Consider the following 20,786-nt stretch of genomic DNA (forward strand, 5'->3'; position numbering starts at 1 on the left):
CGTCTTGTGTGGGGCAGGAGGGTGAAGCGTGGTGGGGCCCCCCCTTTCGGTCAACGCCTGGCGACCTCGGCGAGTATCTCGTAGCTCTTCAGACGGTCCGCGTGGTCATAGAAGTCCGAGTTGAACATCAATTCGTCCGCCTGCGTCACTTCCAGCAAGTGCTCGAGTTCGCGGTGAATGCGCTCAGGCCCACCGATGATGGCGGCTGCAAGATTCTGGCCGACCATGGCTTCCTCACGCGCTGACCAGTCCAGCGTCTCGCGGGGTGGCAAGGCGCGCGTGCTCTCACCGCGGATCAGGTTCAGGAACTTCTGTTGCTGGGTGCTGGCCAGGAAGTGGGCGCGTTCATCGCTCTCGGCGGCGATCAACGGCAGGCCGAGCATCACGTAGGGCGCGTCCAGCACCGCGGAGGGCGTGAAGTTCTCACGATAGAGCCGGATGGCCTCCAGCATGTAGCCGGGCGCGAACTGGCCGGCGAAGGCGAAGGGCAGTCCCTTTTCGGCCGCCAGGCGTGCACTGAAATCACTCGACCCCAACAGCCACAGGGGCACATGAGTGCCCTGACCCGGCATGGCCTTGACGCGCTGAGCGGGGGAGGCCTCGCCCAGGTACTGCTCAAGCTCGGCCAGCCGCTGAGGGAAGTCGTGCACGCCGGCGGAGGGATCGCGGCGCATCGCCTGCATGGTGATGCCATCGGAGCCCGGCGCTCGCCCGAGTCCCAGGTCGATGCGGTCAGGATAGAGCGTGGCCAGGGTACCGAACTGCTCGGCCACCACCAGAGGGGGATGGTTGGGCAGCATGATGCCGCCGGAGCCGACTCTCAGACGTGATGTCTTGCCGGCGACATGGCCGATCAGCACTGATGTCGCGGCGCTGGCGATCCCATCGATGTTGTGATGCTCGGCCAGCCACAGGCGATGAAAGCCCAGCGCCTCGACATGCTGGGCGAGGCTGACGCTATTGTGGAAGGTTTCGGCAACACTGCCGGTGTCTCGGATGGGGGCAAGGTCCAGCACCGAGAGCGGTATCCTGTCCAGTCGTGAGGTGGATGCTGTCGTCATGTTCGCTCCTGAAATCGCGTTGCCGTGTAGAGGCAGTCAGAGGATCGCGGCCGATCAGGGTGCGTCTGACCGCTCTGCTGGATTGCGCCCAGCATAGTGGACAGGCGAGTGTCTGGCAGCGCCTCATCCTTCATTTCACTGTTTCTGATATGGCATGCATGGGAGATGTCTCGGGCATGCCGAGAGCCGAGCACGGCGACGAGGGACTCGAGCCACGAAGAGGAGACATGTCATGGACAGACCGCAACGCAAGGCAGGACGCAAGGGCCGGTGGGTCACGCTGATGTGCCTGGCAGTCATCCTGCTGGGCGTCGCGCTTCAGCGGGACATCCTCGTGCTGTCACGCTGGATACCCGCGCATCATCTGCCGTGGACGCCTCTGCAACTGGGCGACCCGCCCGGCATGCTGACCGGCTGGAAGCTCTCACGACTCGACGATGACCCGGCCGCCTGTCGCGCCTTTGTCGAGCGGGAAGCCCCGCAACGGGTGACCTTTCTGCCAGATCGCCCCAGTGACAGTGGCTGTGGGCTCATCAACAGCGTGCGCATGCATGCCGTGCCCGGGGACACGGACAAGGGGCAGGGCGTTCGCTTCAACCAGTCCTTCATCGCCAGCTGTCCATTGGCCGTGAGCTGGTTGCGTTTCGAGCGCCATGGCCTGCAGACGGCGGCGCAGGAGGTGATGGGGAGTAGGGTGACGCAGGTGACCCATCTGGGGAGCTATGCCTGTCGCAATATCTATGGGCGGGAGAACGCACGTCGCAGTGAGCATGCCACCGCAGATGCGCTGGATGTCTCAGGCTTCACGCTGGCGGATGGGCGTCAGGTCCGCCTGCCACGCGACTGGACGGCACCAGAGGATGAGGATGCCCCGGGGCGTTTCCTGCGCGCCGTGCAGGACGCTGCCTGCGAGAGCTTCGGCACCGTGCTGGGGCCAGATTACAACGCGGCACATCGTGATCATTTCCATCTCGGCACACGGGGCTGGCGATTCTGCCGGTGATTCCTCACGGCGTCTGAGCGGCGCTTTCCAAGCCGGCCAACATTGATCGAAAAAGGCACTGATGCGATTCGCACAGTGCCTTTTTCATGCCTGATGACTACGCCATTTCCGGTGTGGCATGGCGCGACACATTGGTTTGCAGTTGAAACTCTCTGAATCCATTAGTCTTCATGGCGTGGGCAGACGATGCAGATGACAGTCTGACGGTGGCCACGAATTGTCGGGCAGGAAAGCGACGCTGACGCAGATATCCTCACTGGAGATTCTCAGATGAAAAAGACAACCAAGAAGTCCCAGGCAGGTTTCGTGATGACGACCGAGTTGGTGTTGATTCTCTCGGTGATGGTCATCGGCATGGTGGTAGGACTTGTCACCATGCGAGATTCATTGACGGCGGAAATGGAGGATGTCGCGGAGGCGATCGGGCAGCTGGATCAATCCTATGCATTTGATGGTCTGGTCAACGCGGAAGGTACGGCATTCCTGGAAGGTTCGGGCTTCATTGACAGTACCGATACCAATGCCGGTGACGAAGTCACCTTTGATTTCGTGGCGGTCGACTTCACCGAGTCCGGCGCTGCAAATGGCTCCGGGCCAAGTACGGGTGGCGCTGCGGATGATGCAGCAAGTGCCAGCAGCTTCACTCCGTAATCGACATCGTCACGGGTCGGGTATCAGCGTCAGGATGCCCGGCCCGCCCGCCATGCCATAACTGAATATCGGAGGATGCCATGAACATTCGTCTCAATGGCAGCACGACGATCGCCATGGTCGTTTTCCTGATATCCACCTCGATGGCAAGCCTGTTGGGGTATCGGCAGTACGAGCGTGTGGGGGCTGAAGAGGTGCTGGTGGCCAACGATCTCATCGCTCGAGGGCAGATCGTCACCCCTCAGATGCTGGAGCTCAAGATGATGAAGGATGTGGCAGGAGGGTTGCAGGACATGAGCATGGCAATCGGCAAGGTCATGACGCGCAATCGTCTGCCGGGGGATGTCATCCAGTCCCAGGATCTCCAGCCGGTGAAACGTCAAAGTCTCTCGCACTACATTCCTGAGGATAGAGTACTTTTCTCGCTCCCCATGGCGAGCCATTCCTTCCCCGTCTCACAGATAAAACCCAGTGATACCTTCGATGTCATCGGTAGCCTGAACGGGCGAGTCCGTGTCATCGCACAGCAGGTTCGCCTGATGGGTACCATGAACAATCCGCAGCCTTCTCCGGTGGAGAGTAGCCCCCTTTCATCGCTGTCACCTCAGGTCATCGGCAAGTCTTCCAGTCAGACATCCGGCCTGGTCATCGCGGCTCTTCCTGAGGATATCTTCCGGCTTGCAAGTCTGGGCGCCCAGGAAAGAGTGTCATTGGTATTGCATGGCAAGGAGGTCAAACATCGCTTGCCAATCGCACCTGCCGTTCAGACGCGTCAAATCGAGATCTTCCAGGGATTGCAGCGTCGAAGCGTGGACATAACGCTGTAGGATTTCCGCTGGTGGAGACAGGGCTTTTTCCTCATCTGATGCCCGACGATTCGTGAAAGGAATACCGAAAACGTCTTTCTTGGATCAGCGGTCTCGGCGTGATCCTCGAGATCAGCCTTACCCCGGAGCGCCCATGAACAAGCTTTCCACTCTTCTTCCCGAGACCCCTCGTCTCCTGTTGTGCCTGGCACTTTTCAGTGCCGGCACAAGTCACCTCGTCATTGCGGCCGAGATGGACAATGCTCCCCTTGCCGTGGGAAAGCCGGCCTTGGCCGGCAGTGATCTCCCTGCCGCCGGACTCGTCAATGTGGATACGGCCTACAGCAGCGGCAGTTCCCGTTCGCGCACTCTGGTGCAGTGGACGCACGCGCGATTGGCCTTCGGCAAGGACATCGAACGCATTGCCGTCGGCAAGCAGAGCATCATCGAGGTCGAGGTGATCGGCGGCCGTGAAGTCCTGATGCTGGGCAAGGAAGTCGGTCGTACCACGGTGATGGTGTGGTACGCCGATGGCAGCAACGAATCCTTTCTGTTCAGCGTGAGCCCGGATCTGAGTGTCCTGGGCAGTGCGCTGCGCGAGATTCACCCCTCCATCTCCATTCATTCCGCCCCGGACAGGCCTGTACTGGTGATGCGCGGCAAGGTGCCCACGGCAGACTATCGCCAGGCCGCCCAGCAGGCCGCGATGGATTACCTGCTCTCCGGTCAGCGTGGCGCCGCCCAGCCCGCAGCCGCCATGGGGCTGCCGGCAGGAGCTCAGACGATGGGCATGAGCACCAGCATGGCAAGCCCGGTCATCAACCTCATCAAGGTGACCCAGAAGCCCAAGCCGATTGCCGACAAGCTCAAGGAGGCCATCGCGTCGCTGGGGGGAGAGGAGGTCACGGTCAGGCGGCTGCAATTCGGTGAGATGCCCAATGATCTCTTCGATACCTTCCTGCTGGAAGGCGAGGTGCGTGATCAGGTGGCGTTGACGCGGATTCTGAACGTCGCGGCCCGCGTCGTCGGGGGCAGTCCGCTGGCCGGTGGTGATGCGGGGATCGATGTGCTGGCGGATGAGTCCGGGGCGCTGATGGGGGACAACGCTCGCGCCGGGGGCTATGGAGGCTCGATCACCTCCAGCAGTGGTGTCGGTGGTGGCGGCAGCCTGAGCAACAACATCCGCAACAACATCGCCCGCTCCAAGGTGCTTTCCATCGCGGGCGGGCGCCTCATCTCGATGATCGAGGTCCGTGACGTGCCGCAGGTACGGGTGGCGATCCAGATGCATGAGGTCAATCGCTCGCGCATGAAGGCCTGGCGTCCGGACCTGAGCATCATGACCAACGGCTACAACGCCAGTGGTCCGCTGGCGCTGGGCGAGACCGGCGCCGCCGGTGCCTCGGGGCTCGAGAATGCCCTGCAGATTCTGGATGGCACCCTGATCAACAACCTGCAGATCGGCGGCAGTGACATCGCCTTTGACCTGCTGTTCAGCCTGATGGAGAACGAAGGCATCTCGCGCACGCTGTCGCGTCCGACCTTGACGGTACTGGCCGGCGAGAGCTCGGTCTTCCAGGTCGGCGGCGAGATTCCGGTTCCCTCCGCCTTCGCGCCTTCCGGCGTGGGCCAGGATGACACCCTGGGCGCCAACACCAACGGGGTGTTCAGCGGGACTGACTTCAAGTCGTTCGGGGTCCAGCTCAGCGTGCGTGCTCTGGTCGACGAGAATGATCGCATCACGCTGGATGTGCTGCCCACCATCTCGACGCCGGACACCCTGCTGACTCAGCAGATTGCCGACAGCACCGGCTCCGAACTCAACAGCACCGCCTTCAACGTGCGCAGCCTGCGCACCACCACGCGCCTGCGCGACGGGCAGCCGCTGATTCTGGGCGGACTCGTCTCGCGTGACATGAGTGGCCAGGAAGACCGCGTGCCTGGCGCCAGTGATGTCCCGCTGCTCGGCTGGATGACACGCTCCTTCAATCGTTCCGATGTCGACAAGGAGCTGGTCATCATCGTGACCCCCACCTTGATACGGGAGCCGATCAATGAAGTCGCCCAGTGGAGTTTCCCGGATGGTGCCAGCCGTCTTGCCGACATGCCGCTGAGTCGTCTGCCATCTTCGCGTTGAGGAGTCCGTCATGAACATTCGTGAATCCGTGTGTCGTCTTGGGGTACTGGGCGTGATGGTGGGGTGGTTGGCTGGCTGTGGCTCCATCGACAGCATGCGGGAGTCTCGCCCGGATGCCGGAGATCGCCTCGAGTACCTCAACGAGCGCTATCAGCAGTTGATGGTGCAGGGCCGAACCTGTCTGGAGCTTGAGGATGTGGCAAGCCCGATGGTGGATTGCCAGCGCCTGCTGCGGGAAGCGGAGCGGCTGCACGTCGAGTACCCGCGCAATCCCGAAGTCCTGTACTTCAATGCCTTGCTGAGTCATGCGGCGGGACGTGGAGACAAGGCCCAGTTCTTCCTCGATCAGATGAGCATCGGGCCCTCGCACCCGCCGGAGGCCTTCGTGCTGCGCAGTCAGTTGGCGCTGGAAGAGGGCAACACCACCCTGGCGCGCAACGTGCTTGAACGTGGCATGTTGCTGCACCCGAATTATGCCGGTCTCTATGAAGGGCTGGCGGCGGTGGGCTATGTCGAGGGGCGTTATGACGATGCCGAGCAGCAGTTGACGCTGGCCTCGCGTCTCGGGGCGCCGGCCTGGCGGGTGGAGTATCACCGTGGCTTGATCAATGAGGCGCAGGGGCATCTGGCGAACGCCTGCCGTCAGTTCGATGCCAGTCTGGCCCGCAGGCAGGACCATCAACCGGCACGTGCCCATCTGCTGCGCCTGGCGACGGCAGGGCATTGTCGGGGCGATGCCCTGAAGGCAGCGGCTGGTGGGATGAGGATTTCCTCATGAACGGCGCACTGTCACGCATGCGACGTGGTCGAGCGTCCTCACAGGATGCTGAACGCCTCGCGGTGAGCGAAGTGGAGGAGGTCTCAGTTGCTGAAACACGTGTCTTGATCGCGCCCGAGATCATGGATCGTCTCAAGCGCGTACTGGTCACGCGTCTGGCCGATGAGCAGGGACAGGCCGTGCGTTATCGTCGCCTTGCGACTCGCCAGGGTGACCTGGAGGGGGATCATCAGACTGCCTTGGAAGGGGTGAAGCAGCGCCTGGCCTCCTCGCTCACCGTGCTCTGCGAGGAGTACCAGATCCAGCTCGATGGGCCCAGTCGCGAGCGACTGCTGGCCAGTCTGACCAATGATCTCTGTGGTTTCGGTCCGCTCACCGAGTTGATGAGCGGTGAGAGCGTCAGTGACATCCTCGTCAATGGCGCTGATGAGATCTGGGTGGATCGAGGCGGGCGACTGGAGGCCACCTCACTCAGTTTCGACGACGAGGCGCATCTGCAGCGCTTCGTCGCGCGCCTGATCGCGCCGCTCGGCAAGCACCTGGATGCCTCAAACCCCATCGTGGATGCACGTCTGGCCGATGGCAGTCGTCTGCATGCGGTCTGCGCACCCCTGACCCCCGATGGCATCCTCGTCTCGATTCGCCGGTTCCGCCGGCACCATCTCACCGGGGCGAGGCTCGTGGACAGCGGATTTTTGAGTCCGGGCCTGCTGGCGTTGCTGGAAGCGGCCGTGATCGCTCGGCTCAATATCGTCATCAGTGGCGGTGCCGGGGCCGGCAAGACCTCCTTGCTCAACCATCTGGCCGGTTACATCAATGCGCGCGAGCGGCTGGTGAGCGTGGAGGAGTGCGCCGAGCTGGATCTGCAGCATCCGCATGTCGTCAGGCTGGAAAGCTATCCCGTCGCCGGAGACACGCCGCGCCCACAGGGGCTGGGGGAACTTCTGCGCGCGGCATTGAGGATGCGCGCGGACCGCATCATCGTCGGCGAGGCACGTGGTGGTGAAGTCTTCGAGATGCTGCAGGCCATGACGGTGGGGCATGACGGCAGCCTGACCACCCTGCATGCCAATGGCGCGCTGGATGTGCCTGTGCGCATGCTGGCACTGGCCTTGATGAGCAGTGCTCACCCGGACCGTCAGGTGATCGAGGAGATGGTGCGTCTGAGCGGGGCGCTGATCGTGCATCTCGAGCGCGATGCCGACGGCCACCGTCAGCTTGCCAGCCTGGCCTGGCTGGGTGAGGCGCGTCCTCGTGAGCTGTTGCAGCGTCGTGCAGGCATGCCGGCCGGTGAGGCATGTGATGAAGACGCCTATCAGGCCGACCCGGAGGTGCTGGATGCCTTCCTCGCGCATCTGGCATCGCGCGGGGCCTCCCTGGCAAGCGGTGTCAGGGATGGCTGGTGCCAGGGCCCGTCACCGCAGGGGAACTGACATGCTGATCCTGCTGCTGGTCTGCATCGCGCTGTCTGCCCTGTGGTTGATCATCAGCATGATCAGGGCGCAGCGTTTCATGGGCGCGGATACCACGCTCGGGCTGATGCACCGCCGAGAGATGCCACGTCTCGAGCGTCTGCTGGCGTTGCTGGACATCAGCATGCGGCCGGTGCTGTTCGTGGCGGGCGTGTGGGGAAGCAGCGTGATGATCTTCGTGATCTTCCTCGGCTGGTTCCCCGGCAACCTGTTGCTTGCCTCACTGGCATTGATGACGAGCCTGTTGCTGGTCGGCTTCCTGCTGCATGAATTCGCCAGTCGGCGCATCTTCCGCTTCGAGGGGGATCTGATCCAGGCGCTGGACATGCTGGAAGCGAGCCTGAAGTTGGGAGACAACCTGCGCAACGGGCTGCGCCTGGCGGGGGCATCATCCCTCAAGGCCTCACGCCGCGAACTGATGCAGCTTGTCTATCGGCTGGACATGGGACTGTCACTGAACGAGGCCTGCGAGCGGATGCTGCGCCTCTACCCCTGCGAGAGCGTCAGACTGTTCACGGCGGCGATGATCAGCGCCGAGCGGCGTGGCATGAGCTTCGCAAGCCTGCTGCCCTCCCTGCTGCCCACGCTGCATGAGCGTTACCAGATGCGCCGTCAGCTGCGTACCGAACTGTCCGGTGCGCGCTACTCCCTGCTGGTGATTGCCTTGCTTCCCTACGCCATCGTGCCCTTCATTCTCTGGAAGGAGCCGGACTGGCTGAGATTGCTGCTGGAGCACCCGCTGGGCAGCGTGCTGTTGCTGGGCGCCGTGTGCTGCCAGATTCTGGGCTTTGCCTGGCTGCGTCACATGATGAGGAAGCAGCCATGAATGTCCTTGCCTCGCTGCCGTCATGGTCGCTCCCCGACGCCTACCTGCCGGACATCATCATCCTGTGTGTGCTGGGCGCGCTGCTGGCGCTGTATCTGGCCCTGCAGAGCACCTTCAAGGTTCGTCTGGAGCAGAGCGGCATCGCGCAGGTGCTGCAGGAGCTGTTGCGCAATCCCGACTACATCCGACAAGGCCGCTCACTCACGCCACGTCGGCGCATGCGTCAGGCCGGGCTGGAGTCGCGTCGCGTGATCTGGTGGTGGGTATTCCAGCTGATGTTGCCCGTTCTGCTGGGCTTGCTGGTCCTGCGCGTTATGGGTACGGGGCTTGGCGGTCTGGCGGGCCTGCTGATGGGAATCCTCCTGCCGCATCTGTGGCTGGGGCAGCGTCGGCGTGAACGCCAGACACGCATCGCCGCGGCGCTGGGCCATCTGCTGGCTGTCTCGCTGGCGTATCAGCGCCATGGCCTGTCGCTGGCCGCATCGTTGCGGGAGGCTGCTCGTCAGGCACTGCCGCCTGCCCATCCGCTGGCCTTCGAGCTCGAGCTGTTCAGTGCAGAACTGGAAGGCGGGTTGTCGCTCAAGGAAGCCGCCTCGCGAATTTCCAGGCGCACTGGCAGCCGCGAATTGCACCAGTTCGCCATGTTGCTGGTGGCGGGCAACCGGATGGGCAACCCCTTGCATGATGTGCTGGAAGCCTTTGCCGCCCAGCTGGCGCGCCAACAGAGCGAGCGCCAGCGCAAGGGGATGCAGCAACGCAGCGTCAAGGCGCTGTTTCCGATGTTGCTCGTCGGCGGCCCCTTGTTCTTCGTGCTGGTGATCTTTCCGGCCAGTCTGCGCGTTCAGGAGGTTCTGATCCTGATGAGAGAGCTGTGGTAATGCGGCGAGGCCGACAGCCTCGCCAGCACAATCATCTCGGGGGAAAGCACATGGCGGCAGATAAGAGGTCGGTCACTCACTCATGCCGTTCGCCTGGCAGACAGGGCGGTTTCATCATCACCATCGAGCTGATCCTGATCACCTCGATCCTGATCATCGGCTCGCTGGTCGGGCTGGCGGCGATACGGGATGCCCTCTTCAAGCATTACATGACCCAGCAGTCACGCGAGCTGGTGGTCGAGGATGCCAACGGGCGCGCGCTGGGTGAGGCCTTCGATGTCGATGAACATGACGCCCCGCGCATTCTGTATTTCGATCGCAGCCAGCCTCCCGTGGTCAGTCGCGCCTTGATCGGGATACGGGATGACCGCTTCTCCAGTCGTGAGCCACTCTATTACGCCACTGCCAACTGCAGTGGTGACCCTTGTCTCAAGTCCGCCAGTGATGAAGCGACCGACAGCCGTGATATCGCCGGTGACGTGAATGCCGGCAGTGTCAGCTATCTGCATGCGCTGCAGGGCGGACCTGTCTATGCCATCGGCCCTGGCGAACCTGCCGCCTTGCCGGGATTTCTCTATCGTGGAACACCCCAGCAATGTCCTTTCAGCGGCAGGGACGTGCAGTCGCGCTGGATATCGCAGAAGGTGATCGCGGGGACGCCTTGCGAGACGTTCACGCTGGAAGAGCAACAGAATCCGCCGGCGGATACCAGCTGTCTGTTGAGCACCGGGGTGCTCGACCTGTGCACGCCACCCCCCGGGACCGTCGCGCAGGATGACATTCTCACCAACTACCTCGGCCCGGTGGACGCGTTGGTGGATGCGACCCTGGGCACGGTAAATGCCCTGCCCACCTGCAGTCTGCTGGGGGTCTGTGTTCCAGAAGTGGAGGTGGGGACCTTGTACTGTCCCGTGGGCACGCAGCTTCAGGAGGACGGTGACCTGGTGACCGCACTGGTACGTTCGCTGTTCGATCAATTGCGAGCTACCACTGACCTGGGACTGATCGAGCCCTTGCTGCAGCAGGTAACGAACCTGCTCCCCGGCACGCTTGAATGCTCCGCGGAAGGGGGCTTCCAGCTGGCGGAAAGCGTGCCCTCTGCGGAGAATCCCTCCGACAATGCGCTCGAAGGATTGGCAGCGCCCTTCCAGTTGCGGTCACCAGGCAGCGCAGGCAATGTCTGGTTCAGAACCTCGCCGGATGGAGAAGGGCGCTAGCGGCATGAGCCATCGGCGTGTCTTTTATTTCGTGTCTTTCACTGCGCGTCTTTCACTGAGCGTTCTTGACACCTCGGCTGATCACCGGCGCGCAGCGCTCGGGGTTGATGCTGACCACGCGCAGGCGATGCCCATCAGGCAACACACAGTCCAGGACCTGCCAGGCACAGCCCGGGGCGCTGCTGCCGTGGCTTTCCATCAAGTGTGCACCGTGGGCCTGCAGCAGGTACCTGACATGGGGGAAGTCATCGCGATCCACCTCCAGGGTCAATTTGCGGCTGTCCGGTTGCTCTGCGCTCAACTGCAACAACAGGACGCTGGTCTGCCCATCGGGTGCGTGATGCAGCTCGAGCGTCGCGCTGGTCGCGTTGCGCAGCAATGTGGGCAGGGCGAGAGTCTCCTGGAAGAAGCGGCAGGCGGCTTCCAGATCGCGCACCTCCAGAATGGCTGGGTGCAGGGACAGGCGTTGAATCATGGGGGACCTCATGACAAGAGGGAGGGAATGAGCCTAGTGTCGTGGCAGTCCGTGGGCGGCGCACTTTGAATCTGATGATGGTCATGATGGCTTGTCGCTATCGCAGCGTGCACCGAGCGTGGCGTGGCAACTTGTCGCATTTGTCGCATCTCGCGACTGAACCGTTAGCATCCGTGCAACTGACAGAGTCAGGACCCATCGTCCAGGCGCACCGCATCGTGCGGTGACGCTCATTGCCATGCTTCCGGGGCTTTCATGTCGCTGCGCAAACTGGCCCTCATGGGGCTCAGTGCTCTCGCTATCATGTTGATCGTGCTGGTGATGGGGTTCAATGCCTCCCATCAACCGCGCGAGGCCTGGCCGACGACGCTGGAACTGTCTTCAACGCGCGGCACCTTGACTCCCGGCACGCTGGCCGGTGATGAATCCGGGCATCTGAGCCTGTTGATCCCCGGCTTCACCCATTGCCCGGATATCTGCCCGCTGTCCCTGGCGCGTCTGCAGATGGTCTGGCAGCGCCTGGACCATCAGGATCAACACAGGTTGCACCCGCTGTTCCTGACCCTGGACCCCGCCCGCGACACCCTGCCTGTTCTCTCGCGCTACCTTTCCGCCTTCCACCTGCCGGTGACAGGCCTTCGCACGGCCCCGGACGATGAGCAGAGCCTCAAGACCCTGACGCAGCGATTGGGCCTCCAGTTTCATGTGCGCGAGCACGGTCCAGCCGCTCATCCTGCTGACGACTACATGATTGATCACAGCGTGGCGATTCTCGTCCTCGATGATCAGGGCCGACTGCGCGATACCTTGCCGCTCAGTCAGACGCCGGCCCAGCTGGCCGATCGCATCGAACAGCTGCTCGACTCGGTGCACTACTCGGTGCACGACTCGATAGATCAGGGCGCGGGGCATGATGTGCCAGCGGAGTCGGCCTCATGATGTCGGCTCCATGCTCGCGCCAGACTCGAGATGAGTCCGTCTTCTTCCACCGTGCACTGTCTCGCCTGACGGCGGCCAATGGCCACGCGGTCTTCGTGATGTTGCTGGCGCTGGCCGCGATGCTGGTGATGCCACTGGCGGCGCCACGTGTGGTGATGGTGAATGATCACGCTGTCTTCGAGAGTCCCGGTGCGGGGCATTGGGTCAGCGGGGATAGCGACTGGATCACTCGCGCGGCACGCGAGAGTGGCTCCCAGGCGCAGATCACCCACAGTTCTGCCGCCTCGGATTGCCCATTGGCCAGCATGGCCGCCTTCACGCTGGCATTGATCGCCGCCGTGCTGGTACTGATGCTGGCAGTCCTCGGGCGAGACGCCACGCCTCGCCCATTGCCGGTCTCCCGACGGGAGATCGATGTCCATCTACGTCCTCCCGGGCGGGCACCTCCTTTCCCATCAGTGTTCGCGTGAACGCTTCCGGGGCCGTCGTGACGGCTCCAGACCATGTTCGGTGACCCCGCGTTGACCGACGGACCCTGGATCCGTCGCACGTGGGGTGCCTGCTGATGGGTAATTTGTGCAATGAAGACCGCAACAGACACTGGAACCGCCAGCCGCGCCGGGCGAGGGTTCAGCGATATCTACCGGGCAGTATGGCGCTGGCATTTCTATGCCGGCCTGTTGGTGCTGCCGTTTCTGGTACTGCTTTCCGTGACGGGAGGCTTGTACCTGTTCCGCGATGGCATCGATCAATTCGTCCATTCCGACCTGATGAAGGTCAATACGCCAGTTACGCAGAGTGCTCAGAATCCGGCAGTGACAAGCCTGCCGTTGAGCGAGCAGGTGGATCAGGCGCTCGCGAGTCTTCCGGGCACGCCGGTGCGCGTCGTGCCGTCACCCGCCCGTGACCTGACCACGGAAGTCGATATCGTGGCAGCCGATGGCAGTGGCAAGCAGGCCGTCTACGTCAATCCTTACAGCGGCGAAGTCCAGGGGCAGATGGCCTACCGCGACAGCATCATGTGGACGGTGCGTCGTCTGCATAGTCTCGCGATCATGGGGCCGATCGGTAACGCGACGCTGGAGATCGCTGCCGGGTGGTCGATCCTGCTCGTGTTCAGCGGGCTATTTCTGTGGTGGCCGCGGGGGCAGAAAGGGGGTGTGGTCACGCTGCGGGCCACGCCGGCGCGCCGGCTGTGGTGGCGGGATCTGCACGCCGTGTGTGGCATCATCGCGGCCGGCTTCATCGTGTTTCTCGCCGTGACCGGCATGCCGTGGTCGATGGTCTGGGGGGCCAAGGTCAACGAGTTGGCCAATGGACATAACTATGGGTATCCCGATGGCGTGCGCGTGAACACGCCGATGTCGGATGCACGCCTGGTGGATCAGGAATTGACCAGCTGGTCGCTTGAACAAGCCGTTATCCCGTTATCTTCCTTGCCGGGTGACGCCGCTGATCCCATTGTCGACGAGGGTGAGCACGCCGGTCACGGCGGCTCTGTCGCAAGTTCCGCGCCGGTGAAAGCGGCTGTGCCAGTGAGCGCTGCCGCGATTGCCCACGCCGATATCGGTCTCGACGAGGCAGAACGCATCTTCGCTCGCGAGGGCCTGGCACCGGGCTATGCCATCAATCTGCCGAGCACCGCTCAGGGCGTCTATACCGGCTCCGTGTATCCGGATGCGCTGGAGCGCCAGCAGGTCGTGCATGTGGATCGCTACTCCGGCGATGTGCTGCTCGACATGCATTACGCCGACTACGGGCCGCTGGGACGGGCGCTGGAGTGGGGCATCAATGTGCATCTGGGGCAGCAGTACGGCCTGATCAATCAGCTGATTCTGCTGATGGCGTGTCTCGCGATGGTGATGATGAGCGTCGGGGCAGGCGTGATGTGGTGGAAGCGTCGTCCGGTGGGCGGTATCGGTATCCCGCCGCTGCCCATGGAGCGCAAGCGTATTGCCGGTGTCTGGGGTCTGATGATGATCATCGGGGTGATCTTCCCGCTGGTCGGCCTCTCGCTGATCGTGATGGGCCTGCTCGATTGGCTGTGGATTCGTGTCAGTGCCTCTCGTCACCACGATGCGGCGGAGGCCAGCGCATGAAGCCGTCCTCCGTCATCCCATCACTTCCCTCAACCGTCTTCTCATCACTTCCGTCTTCTCCGCTCGCGCAGGCCATGAGCGGTCTGCCCAGTCGTCGGGGTCTGCCAGTGACGGTCGCGGCGGTATTGGCGAGCAGTGCCTCATTTGGCGTCCACGCCGAGGAGAGCTCCGTCTCGCAACTGCCTCTGATGCATGTCGAGGCCGAGGCACCCATGGCTAGCCCCATCGTCGAGTCAAGCCAGGGGCATGCCAAGGGCAATCTGGATGTCGGTGAGCTGTTGCGTGAGGTCAACGGCGTCAGTGGCTCTCGTCTGGGCAGTCATGGTGTCTCGGCCATCTTTCGGGCGCAGGGCGGTGAACGCCTGATTCAGGAGGTCGATGGGGCGCCGCTCTATCCGGCCTGCCCCGGCGGCATGGACACCACGCTGGGCTATGCGACCACCGGCAGTCAGTCGGATCTCACCCTCTACAAGGGCGCGCAGAGCGTCAGTCGTGGTCCCAGCTTTGCCGCAGGCACCGTCGAGGTGACGCGTCACACGCCATCACGCACCGACGATGACGGCGTGCATGGCACCTTGGGGGCCGGCTGGCGCAGCAATGACGATGCCACCAGCGAGAGTCTGTCGCTGACCGCCAAGCAGGGTGATGTCTGGGCCGCGCTGGACGTCGAGCATTCCGAGCGCAACAACTATGAGGACGGCAACGGCGATACCCAGTCTGGTGCCTATCGCAGCGACAACGGCAGTGTCCGTGTCGGCGCCTTTGCCACCGAGGATGTCGCCATCGAGGCGGGGATCGCTGTCGTCAGGATCGACGATGCGCGCTATCCCACCATGGATGCGCCACGCAGTGACATGGACCGCCAGTACCTCAAGCTGACCATCGACAACGTCGGGCCTTTCTCGCATACCGAATCGCAGATCAACCATGCCCGCGTCGTGCACGACATGGACAATGTCACCCTGCGTGACGTTGATGACTCCAGATCGAGCATGGACATGAGTTCTAGCATGGACATGAGCGACATGGCCATGTTCTCCAGCGCGACCACCGAGACCTGGTATGCCAGCACCCAGGGGGATATCCCACTGACCGTCGCCGGGCGTGACGCGACACTGACATTGGGCGCTGACGCCGAGCGTCTGGAAAGCAACGCCGACTCCCGGATGGGCATGTCGCTGGACAGCCTCTCAGACAGTCAGACCTGGCCGGATGTTGTGCGCACGCGCGGTGGGGTGTTCGCGGAGCTGGATACCACGCTGGATCAGGACAATCGTCTGGTGACCGGTGCGCGCTATGACGTCTCCCTCAGCGATGCGCGAGATGCTGATGAGGTGGTGGGCAGCAATGCCTCGGCCATCTCCGCCTGGCGGGATCAGTACGGAGAGGATGTCGAGGCCAGTCAGCGGGATGGGGAATTCAGTGCGCTGGCGCGCCTGGAGCATCGCGTCAATGAAGCGGTGAAAGGCTACGCGGCACTCAGTCGCAGCGTGCGCTTCCCCACCGCCACCGAGCGCTATTACAACCGCCAGTCCGAGACTGACGGTTGGCTGGGCAATCCCGAGCTTGAGCCCGAGATCCATCAGCAGCTTGAACTGGGCGTGGCAGTCAAGCAGGGCGCCTGGCGTTATTCGGCGGACACCTACTACAACCGGGTGCATGACTGGATCGAGCTGACCGAAGGGGACTCGCTGACCACCTATGACAATGTCGAGGCCGAGATCTATGGTCTCGAGCTCGAGGCCAGCTGGCAGCAGCATGGCTGGCGGCATTCGGCAGGCGTCGCCGCCACCCACGGCACCAACCTGAGCGATGGCACGCCATTGTCCCAGGTGACACCGTTCAATGGCTATCTGGCGACACGCTATGACGCGGATCGTTGGTGGGCAGGTGCCCGATTCGATGCGGCCGCACGTCAGTCGCGTATTTCCGGCAGTGAAGACGCGACGGCAGGCTTCGGCATCGTCGGCCTGGAGGGCGGGTACCATGTCACTGACGCCATCGAGTTGAGCGCCGGCATCTCCAACCTGTTCGACAAGGCCTACGCCTACCACGTCAATCGCTTCTACGATGATCCGCTGCAGGGCGATGTACAGGTCAATGAGCCGGGGCGTATCTTCTGGACGCACGCCAGCTGGAGCTTCTGAGGTCAGTGTCACTGCAATAGTGGACGCTGGTCGCCGCTATTCGCTAAAACGTAAGAAGCCCGCCATCGGTCATGTCACCGGTGGCGGGCTTCTTGTATTACGAGCGGGCTCGAGTGCTTTCAGCGCTCGCAACTCATCTCTCGAGCCTTCAGGCGCGGCCGACGTGCTCGCGCAGGTGCGTGCGGTAGGCCTGGGTGTAGGCTGCCAGGTCAGGATTCTTGATCACATCAGTGGCCAGATAGGTCGGAAGTGCCGACATGCCCAGGAATTCCATCGCCTTGTGCACGGGATAGTAGACGGCGTCGATGCCTTTGCCTTCGAAGAAGTTGCCCGCTTCATCAAAGGCTTCGAGGGGCGCATTCCAGGTCAGTGACAGCATGTAGCTGCGGCCCTGCATCAAGCCACCCGTGCCGTAGCCCTGGGTCGGGTTGGTGCGGTGACGGCCATCGCTGGCATACAAGGCACCATGGCCTTCTGTCAGGACATCATCGAGATACTGCTTCACGGTCCACGGCAGGCCCATCCACCAACCCGGGGTCTGATAGATGATCAGGTCCGCCCACAGCTGTTTCTCCACCTCCGCCTTGGCGTCAAAGCCTTCCACGATGACGGTTTCGCGCACCTCATGGCCCAGCTCGGCCAGCTCACCGCGTGCCAGCTCATGCAGGGTCGCATTGAGCTCGCCATTGGAATGGGCAAAGGCCTTGCCGCCGTTGATCAATAGAATCTTCATGCCATGTACTCCAGAACTGTTGGCTTTTCAGCAATGGCGCACAGCATGAGCGTTCGCAAGTCATTGATAAAGCGGCGCTGCTGTAAAACACCTTTGCTGTAGGTGCAACAATCCGGATGCAGCGTCTCTTTATGCCATGAGAATCGACGACTCGTGGATCTCTGATGGCCGATACTGATCTGGAGAAGAACTAGCTCTTTTTTCTGATTATAAGTGGCTGCTCTAGAGCACTGTTTGCAGTCCCTGAGCAGCGTACGAAAGTAACTTGTCATCAAGAGAGTGTGTACGCTCTCGAGACAATATTTGAGATTGGCGCTCATGCGACGCATCGTCTCGAACAGCCGAGCGAAATCTTCGCTTCCATCCTGCTCCTGGCCGCCGAAGAAGTGGCCACGGCCAATGGCAAAGACTATACCGCGACCTGATGATCCGACAAGTTCAAGCGAGATTACAGTAGATGTGAAAAAGGCACTGTCGTTGACAGTGCCTTTTTTGTTAAGATATCTTTAAGGCCCTTGTGGTTACCCTCTTAAATTTTTGATGTTGTTCTTTTGGTCATTGACCCAGTCTTTTGCATCGATACCCCAGACTCCTTTGAATGATTTCAGAAATATCAATAAAATAATCAATGGCATTATTATTGTTTTGATAAGAAATATTGTCATGAGATTAATCATTGAAGTAATGGTGTGGTCTAGCTTTTCACCCAATTTGGATATGTTAGACATATTTGCAAGGCTGCGAAGTTTTTGCTTAGTACTTGATAACCATCCATCAGGGTCTTCACTGAGCTCTTCTTCTATATCCATTATATCACTATCAACATCATCCAACATGTCTGTGTAGTCTTCTAGTCGTGCGAGAGATTCTTCAAGTTTCTGGTCTGCCACTTTACGGAGTCTATCAAGCTCTTTGTATTTTTCATCACGATCAAAAAAGCTAATTTTGTCAATAGTACTTAAGTTCTCTTTATATGTATTAAGAGCACTCAATTTTTCATCAAAAATCTTTTGGTTTTCAATAATTTCTGGTTCTATATTAGCTAAATTAGCTATAATAGACTCTCGCTTTATCACCAGCGTAGCTAGATTCTTTTTGAGCTTGTTGTTTTCCTCAATTGATAATGCATTCTCTTTATTAACTTTTTCACTCTCAGCACCTGTGTCGACAATATTTTTTACACCGCCAAGTGCTATGTTTTCTTTTTCAGCATAATTATCAATAAAAGCTTGGCTTACTATGCCATTCATCAGTACAACCAAAACGATTATAATTCTGAGAAAAACCATAGAGGCAAAAATCTTGAATAAAAAATTGGTTATGAGTTTTTGTCCAGTGAATAGGCTTGCTGCGAAAGATAACCCTGTAAATGTCAGTATTAGTTTAAATATTGTAGTAGAAGATATTTCAATTAACATTTTCTGGCCAAATAGTGATGCAATGGCTAGTTTCATTATTTCTGAATATTGTTCAACGGCGTCATTGATAGGATCCAGTAACTGACCTACTTGTAAAGATGCACCTACACCCAAAGATAATTCAAATTGAGCCGTTTGGATCATTGACACAAAGGCGTTGATTATTTTGGCAATACCAAATGCAGCTAGAGACTGGTTTGTTGCTGAATCAATATAGTCCAAGGCTAGCTTGTCGAGATAGCCTACCCAAGATATCAAGATTACTATAAATATGACGGCTAGGATAAAATTCCTGTGCTTGGTATTAGGGTCTAACACGAGTGGTAGCTCTGGTGATGTCTCTGTTCCCTTCACTTTATATTCCTTTTTTATATTGTGATGTTCTCTGTCTGACGTTAGCACGGCTATAATGTGTTTTCACGAAAATTTCATTTAATAAATCGAAAGTATGATTAAGGAATGTCTAATTTTAGGTTGGTGTTTACCTCTGCTCTCTAGATGGACACCTGATTCAACTCAAGGTAAGGCTATAAGACAAGATGCAGCCCCAAAGACCCCCGGCAATGGCGCCCATCGCGCACCTATCTCACACAAGCTTGATCATCATCTCAGTTCACGGTCATGCTAGAAGTAGATGTAAAAAAGGCACAGTCGACGACAGTGCCTTTTTTGTGCTTCGTGTCTCTTCTGACGGTTCCATTTCTAGGGCTTGGGATAGACAAGTTCTGGAAGCATCTCCTCCAGCAACCTGGCGGCATGCATCACCTTCATGTCCTGGAATTTTCCTCCGACAATGTGCAGGCCGACAGGCAGTCCCTGGTCATCCAGCCCACAGGGGAGGGAGGCAGCGGGTTGTTGAGTGAGGTTGAAGGGGTAGCTGAAGGGGGTCCATTCCATCCAGTCGTGATATTTCCCCTCCGGCGGTACGTTGTGGCCGGCAGTGAAAGGTGAGATGGGCAGTGTAGGAGTGATCAGCAGGTCCCATTGCTCGTGGAAGGATTGCATGTGTGCGCAAAGCGCAGTTCGCTCTCGTCTTGCCGCCAGATATTGCGATAAGGAAATGTTGCTCCCGCGCGCTGCAATGTCCAGCAAGCCCGGGTCCATCTGATCTCGCTGGCTGTCGGTCATCTTCTCGACCACCTGGGTGGCACCCGCGAACCACAGGGTATTGAACGTCTCCAGCGGGCAGGAGAAGCCCGGATCTATCTCGATGACCTCCGCGCCCAGTCGGGACAGCTGAGCGACGGCGTTATCCACTCGCTTGCGTATGTCTGGCGCGACTTCCACGTAACCCAGGGTCGGGCTGTAGGCAATCTTCCAGCCTTGCAACGAGACAGGCGCTCGGGTGTCCATTCTGAGGCTGTCCGGATCGCCAAGCAGACCATCACGGCTATCGGGCTGCGCCATGCTCTCGAGCATCAGGAGGCTATCGGAGGCCGTTCGCGTCATCGGTCCCAGGTGTGAGAGGGTCGACATGGCACTGGTCGGCCACTGGGGAATCCAGCCAAACGTGGGTTTCAGGCCGAAGGTGCCGGTAAAGCTGCAGGGAATGCGGATCGAGCCACCTGCATCACTGCCCTGATGAAGCATGCCCAGGTTGAGCGCGGCCGCTGCTCCAGCTCCACCCGAGGATCCACCGGAGGTCAGCGCGGTATTCCAGGGATTGCGTGTCACGCCGTGCAGCGGGTTGTCCGTCACTCCCTTCCAGCCGTACTCCGGTGAGGCTGTCTTGCCGAGAAACACGGCGCCTGCCCTGCGAAGACTCGCAGCCACCGGGGCATCGACATCACTGCCTCCGTCCGGGGATGTGGTGGCGGAGCCGTACCGGGTCGGCATGCCGCGCGACAGCGTGAGGTCCTTCAAGGTGGTCGGCACGCCATCCAGTGGCCCGCAGGGTGTGCCCTTCATCCAGCGAGCTTCGGCGTCTTTCGCCGCCTTCATTGCCCCATCATGGGCGATGTGCACGAAGGCATTGATCTTGGGGTTGAGCGTGTCGATACGTTCCAGGCAGTCCCGGGTCAGCTCGACGGGGGAGAGCTCGCCTCGTCGAAACAGTGCCAGGGCATCAATCGCTGTCAATTCAGATAATTGCGTGGGAGTAGAGACTGGGTTCATGGCCGATCCTGTCCATTGGGTAGCAATCAAT

Annotated in this window: 19 protein-coding genes; 13 read left to right on the forward strand and 6 right to left on the reverse strand. The window is 60.3% G+C overall.

The window, feature by feature from the left end:
* Positions 1–50 precede the first annotated feature (50 nt).
* Positions 51–1,061, reverse strand: coding sequence for an LLM class flavin-dependent oxidoreductase (locus BFX80_RS07615; RefSeq protein WP_084208463.1), 1,011 nt, complete (start codon positions 1,059–1,061; stop codon positions 51–53).
* 232 nt (positions 1,062–1,293) lie between these two features.
* Here BFX80_RS07615 and BFX80_RS07620 point away from each other — a divergent pair, with 232 nt between their 5' ends.
* From BFX80_RS07620 to BFX80_RS07660, 9 genes are all read left to right on the forward strand, one after another.
* Entirely contained in the window at positions 1,294–2,064 is a 771-nt protein-coding gene (locus BFX80_RS07620; protein WP_084208464.1) for an extensin-like domain-containing protein, read from the forward strand.
* 270 nt (positions 2,065–2,334) lie between these two features.
* Positions 2,335–2,715 carry a hypothetical protein gene (locus tag BFX80_RS07625; RefSeq protein ID WP_084208465.1) on the forward strand — a complete coding sequence of 127 codons (381 nt, stop codon included), beginning with the start codon at positions 2,335–2,337 and terminating at the stop codon, positions 2,713–2,715.
* Between the two features lie 80 nt (positions 2,716–2,795).
* Positions 2,796–3,542 carry an SAF domain-containing protein gene (locus tag BFX80_RS07630; RefSeq protein ID WP_084208466.1) on the forward strand — a complete coding sequence of 249 codons (747 nt, stop codon included), beginning with the start codon at positions 2,796–2,798 and terminating at the stop codon, positions 3,540–3,542.
* 133 nt (positions 3,543–3,675) lie between these two features.
* Positions 3,676–5,658: a pilus assembly protein N-terminal domain-containing protein gene (locus BFX80_RS07635; protein WP_084208467.1), complete on the forward strand. Its 1,983-nt coding sequence runs from the start codon at positions 3,676–3,678 to the stop codon at positions 5,656–5,658.
* 10 nt (positions 5,659–5,668) lie between these two features.
* Positions 5,669–6,436: a tetratricopeptide repeat protein gene (locus BFX80_RS07640; protein ID WP_084208468.1), complete on the forward strand. Its 768-nt coding sequence runs from the start codon at positions 5,669–5,671 to the stop codon at positions 6,434–6,436.
* Complete coding sequence (locus BFX80_RS07645) at positions 6,433–7,869, forward strand: CpaF family protein (RefSeq protein WP_084208469.1); 1,437 nt, start codon at positions 6,433–6,435, stop codon at positions 7,867–7,869. Before BFX80_RS07640 ends, BFX80_RS07645 begins: the two co-directional genes overlap by 4 nt.
* A 1-nt stretch (position 7,870) precedes the next feature.
* Positions 7,871–8,734: a type II secretion system F family protein gene (locus BFX80_RS07650; RefSeq protein WP_167592994.1), complete on the forward strand. Its 864-nt coding sequence runs from the start codon at positions 7,871–7,873 to the stop codon at positions 8,732–8,734.
* Positions 8,731–9,612, forward strand: a complete 882-nt coding sequence (locus BFX80_RS07655) for a type II secretion system F family protein (RefSeq protein WP_084208471.1) — start codon at positions 8,731–8,733, stop codon at positions 9,610–9,612. Before BFX80_RS07650 ends, BFX80_RS07655 begins: the two co-directional genes overlap by 4 nt.
* Before the next feature lie 50 nt (positions 9,613–9,662).
* On the forward strand, positions 9,663–10,829 hold the full coding sequence (locus tag BFX80_RS07660) for a hypothetical protein (protein ID WP_084208472.1): 1,167 nt from the start codon (positions 9,663–9,665) through the stop codon (positions 10,827–10,829).
* Between the two features lie 52 nt (positions 10,830–10,881).
* Here the strand turns inward: BFX80_RS07660 and BFX80_RS07665 are convergent, their stop codons facing one another.
* Positions 10,882–11,304, reverse strand: a complete 423-nt coding sequence (locus BFX80_RS07665; protein WP_077371280.1) for a VOC family protein — start codon at positions 11,302–11,304, stop codon at positions 10,882–10,884.
* Positions 11,305–11,559: 255 nt separating this feature from the next.
* Between BFX80_RS07665 and BFX80_RS07670 the strand changes: the two genes are divergently transcribed.
* The 4 genes from BFX80_RS07670 to BFX80_RS07685 all read left to right on the forward strand — a co-directional run bounded on the left by BFX80_RS07670 (position 11,560) and on the right by BFX80_RS07685 (position 16,489).
* Positions 11,560–12,243, forward strand: coding sequence for an SCO family protein (locus BFX80_RS07670; RefSeq protein ID WP_084208473.1), 684 nt, complete (start codon positions 11,560–11,562; stop codon positions 12,241–12,243).
* Positions 12,240–12,713, forward strand: coding sequence for a hypothetical protein (locus tag BFX80_RS07675; protein WP_084208474.1), 474 nt, complete (start codon positions 12,240–12,242; stop codon positions 12,711–12,713). Before BFX80_RS07670 ends, BFX80_RS07675 begins: the two co-directional genes overlap by 4 nt.
* A 111-nt stretch (positions 12,714–12,824) precedes the next feature.
* A complete protein-coding gene (locus BFX80_RS07680) occupies positions 12,825–14,342 on the forward strand; it encodes a PepSY-associated TM helix domain-containing protein (RefSeq protein WP_084208475.1) in 1,518 nt (505 codons plus the stop codon).
* Between the two features lie 74 nt (positions 14,343–14,416).
* Positions 14,417–16,489, forward strand: coding sequence for a TonB-dependent receptor domain-containing protein (locus BFX80_RS07685; protein WP_205632752.1), 2,073 nt, complete (start codon positions 14,417–14,419; stop codon positions 16,487–16,489).
* 148 nt (positions 16,490–16,637) lie between these two features.
* Here the strand turns inward: BFX80_RS07685 and BFX80_RS07690 are convergent, their stop codons facing one another.
* The 4 genes from BFX80_RS07690 to BFX80_RS07700 form a co-directional block, all read right to left on the reverse strand.
* On the reverse strand, positions 16,638–17,222 hold the full coding sequence (locus BFX80_RS07690) for an NAD(P)H-dependent oxidoreductase (protein WP_084208477.1): 585 nt from the start codon (positions 17,220–17,222) through the stop codon (positions 16,638–16,640).
* Complete coding sequence (locus BFX80_RS17815; RefSeq protein ID WP_157109454.1) at positions 17,219–17,542, reverse strand: hypothetical protein; 324 nt, start codon at positions 17,540–17,542, stop codon at positions 17,219–17,221. The genes BFX80_RS07690 and BFX80_RS17815 overlap by 4 nt, the downstream gene beginning before the upstream one ends.
* A gap of 201 nt (positions 17,543–17,743) precedes the next feature.
* Positions 17,744–18,994 (reverse strand): coiled-coil domain-containing protein, encoded by a 1,251-nt coding sequence (locus tag BFX80_RS07695; protein ID WP_084208478.1) that lies wholly within the window; start codon positions 18,992–18,994, stop codon positions 17,744–17,746.
* Positions 18,995–19,342: 348 nt separating this feature from the next.
* Complete coding sequence (locus BFX80_RS07700) at positions 19,343–20,755, reverse strand: amidase (RefSeq protein WP_084208479.1); 1,413 nt, start codon at positions 20,753–20,755, stop codon at positions 19,343–19,345.
* Positions 20,756–20,786 lie beyond the last annotated feature (31 nt).

The sequence above is a fragment of the Cobetia marina genome (assembly GCF_001720485.1).
Lineage (GTDB): Bacteria > Pseudomonadota > Gammaproteobacteria > Pseudomonadales > Halomonadaceae > Cobetia > Cobetia marina.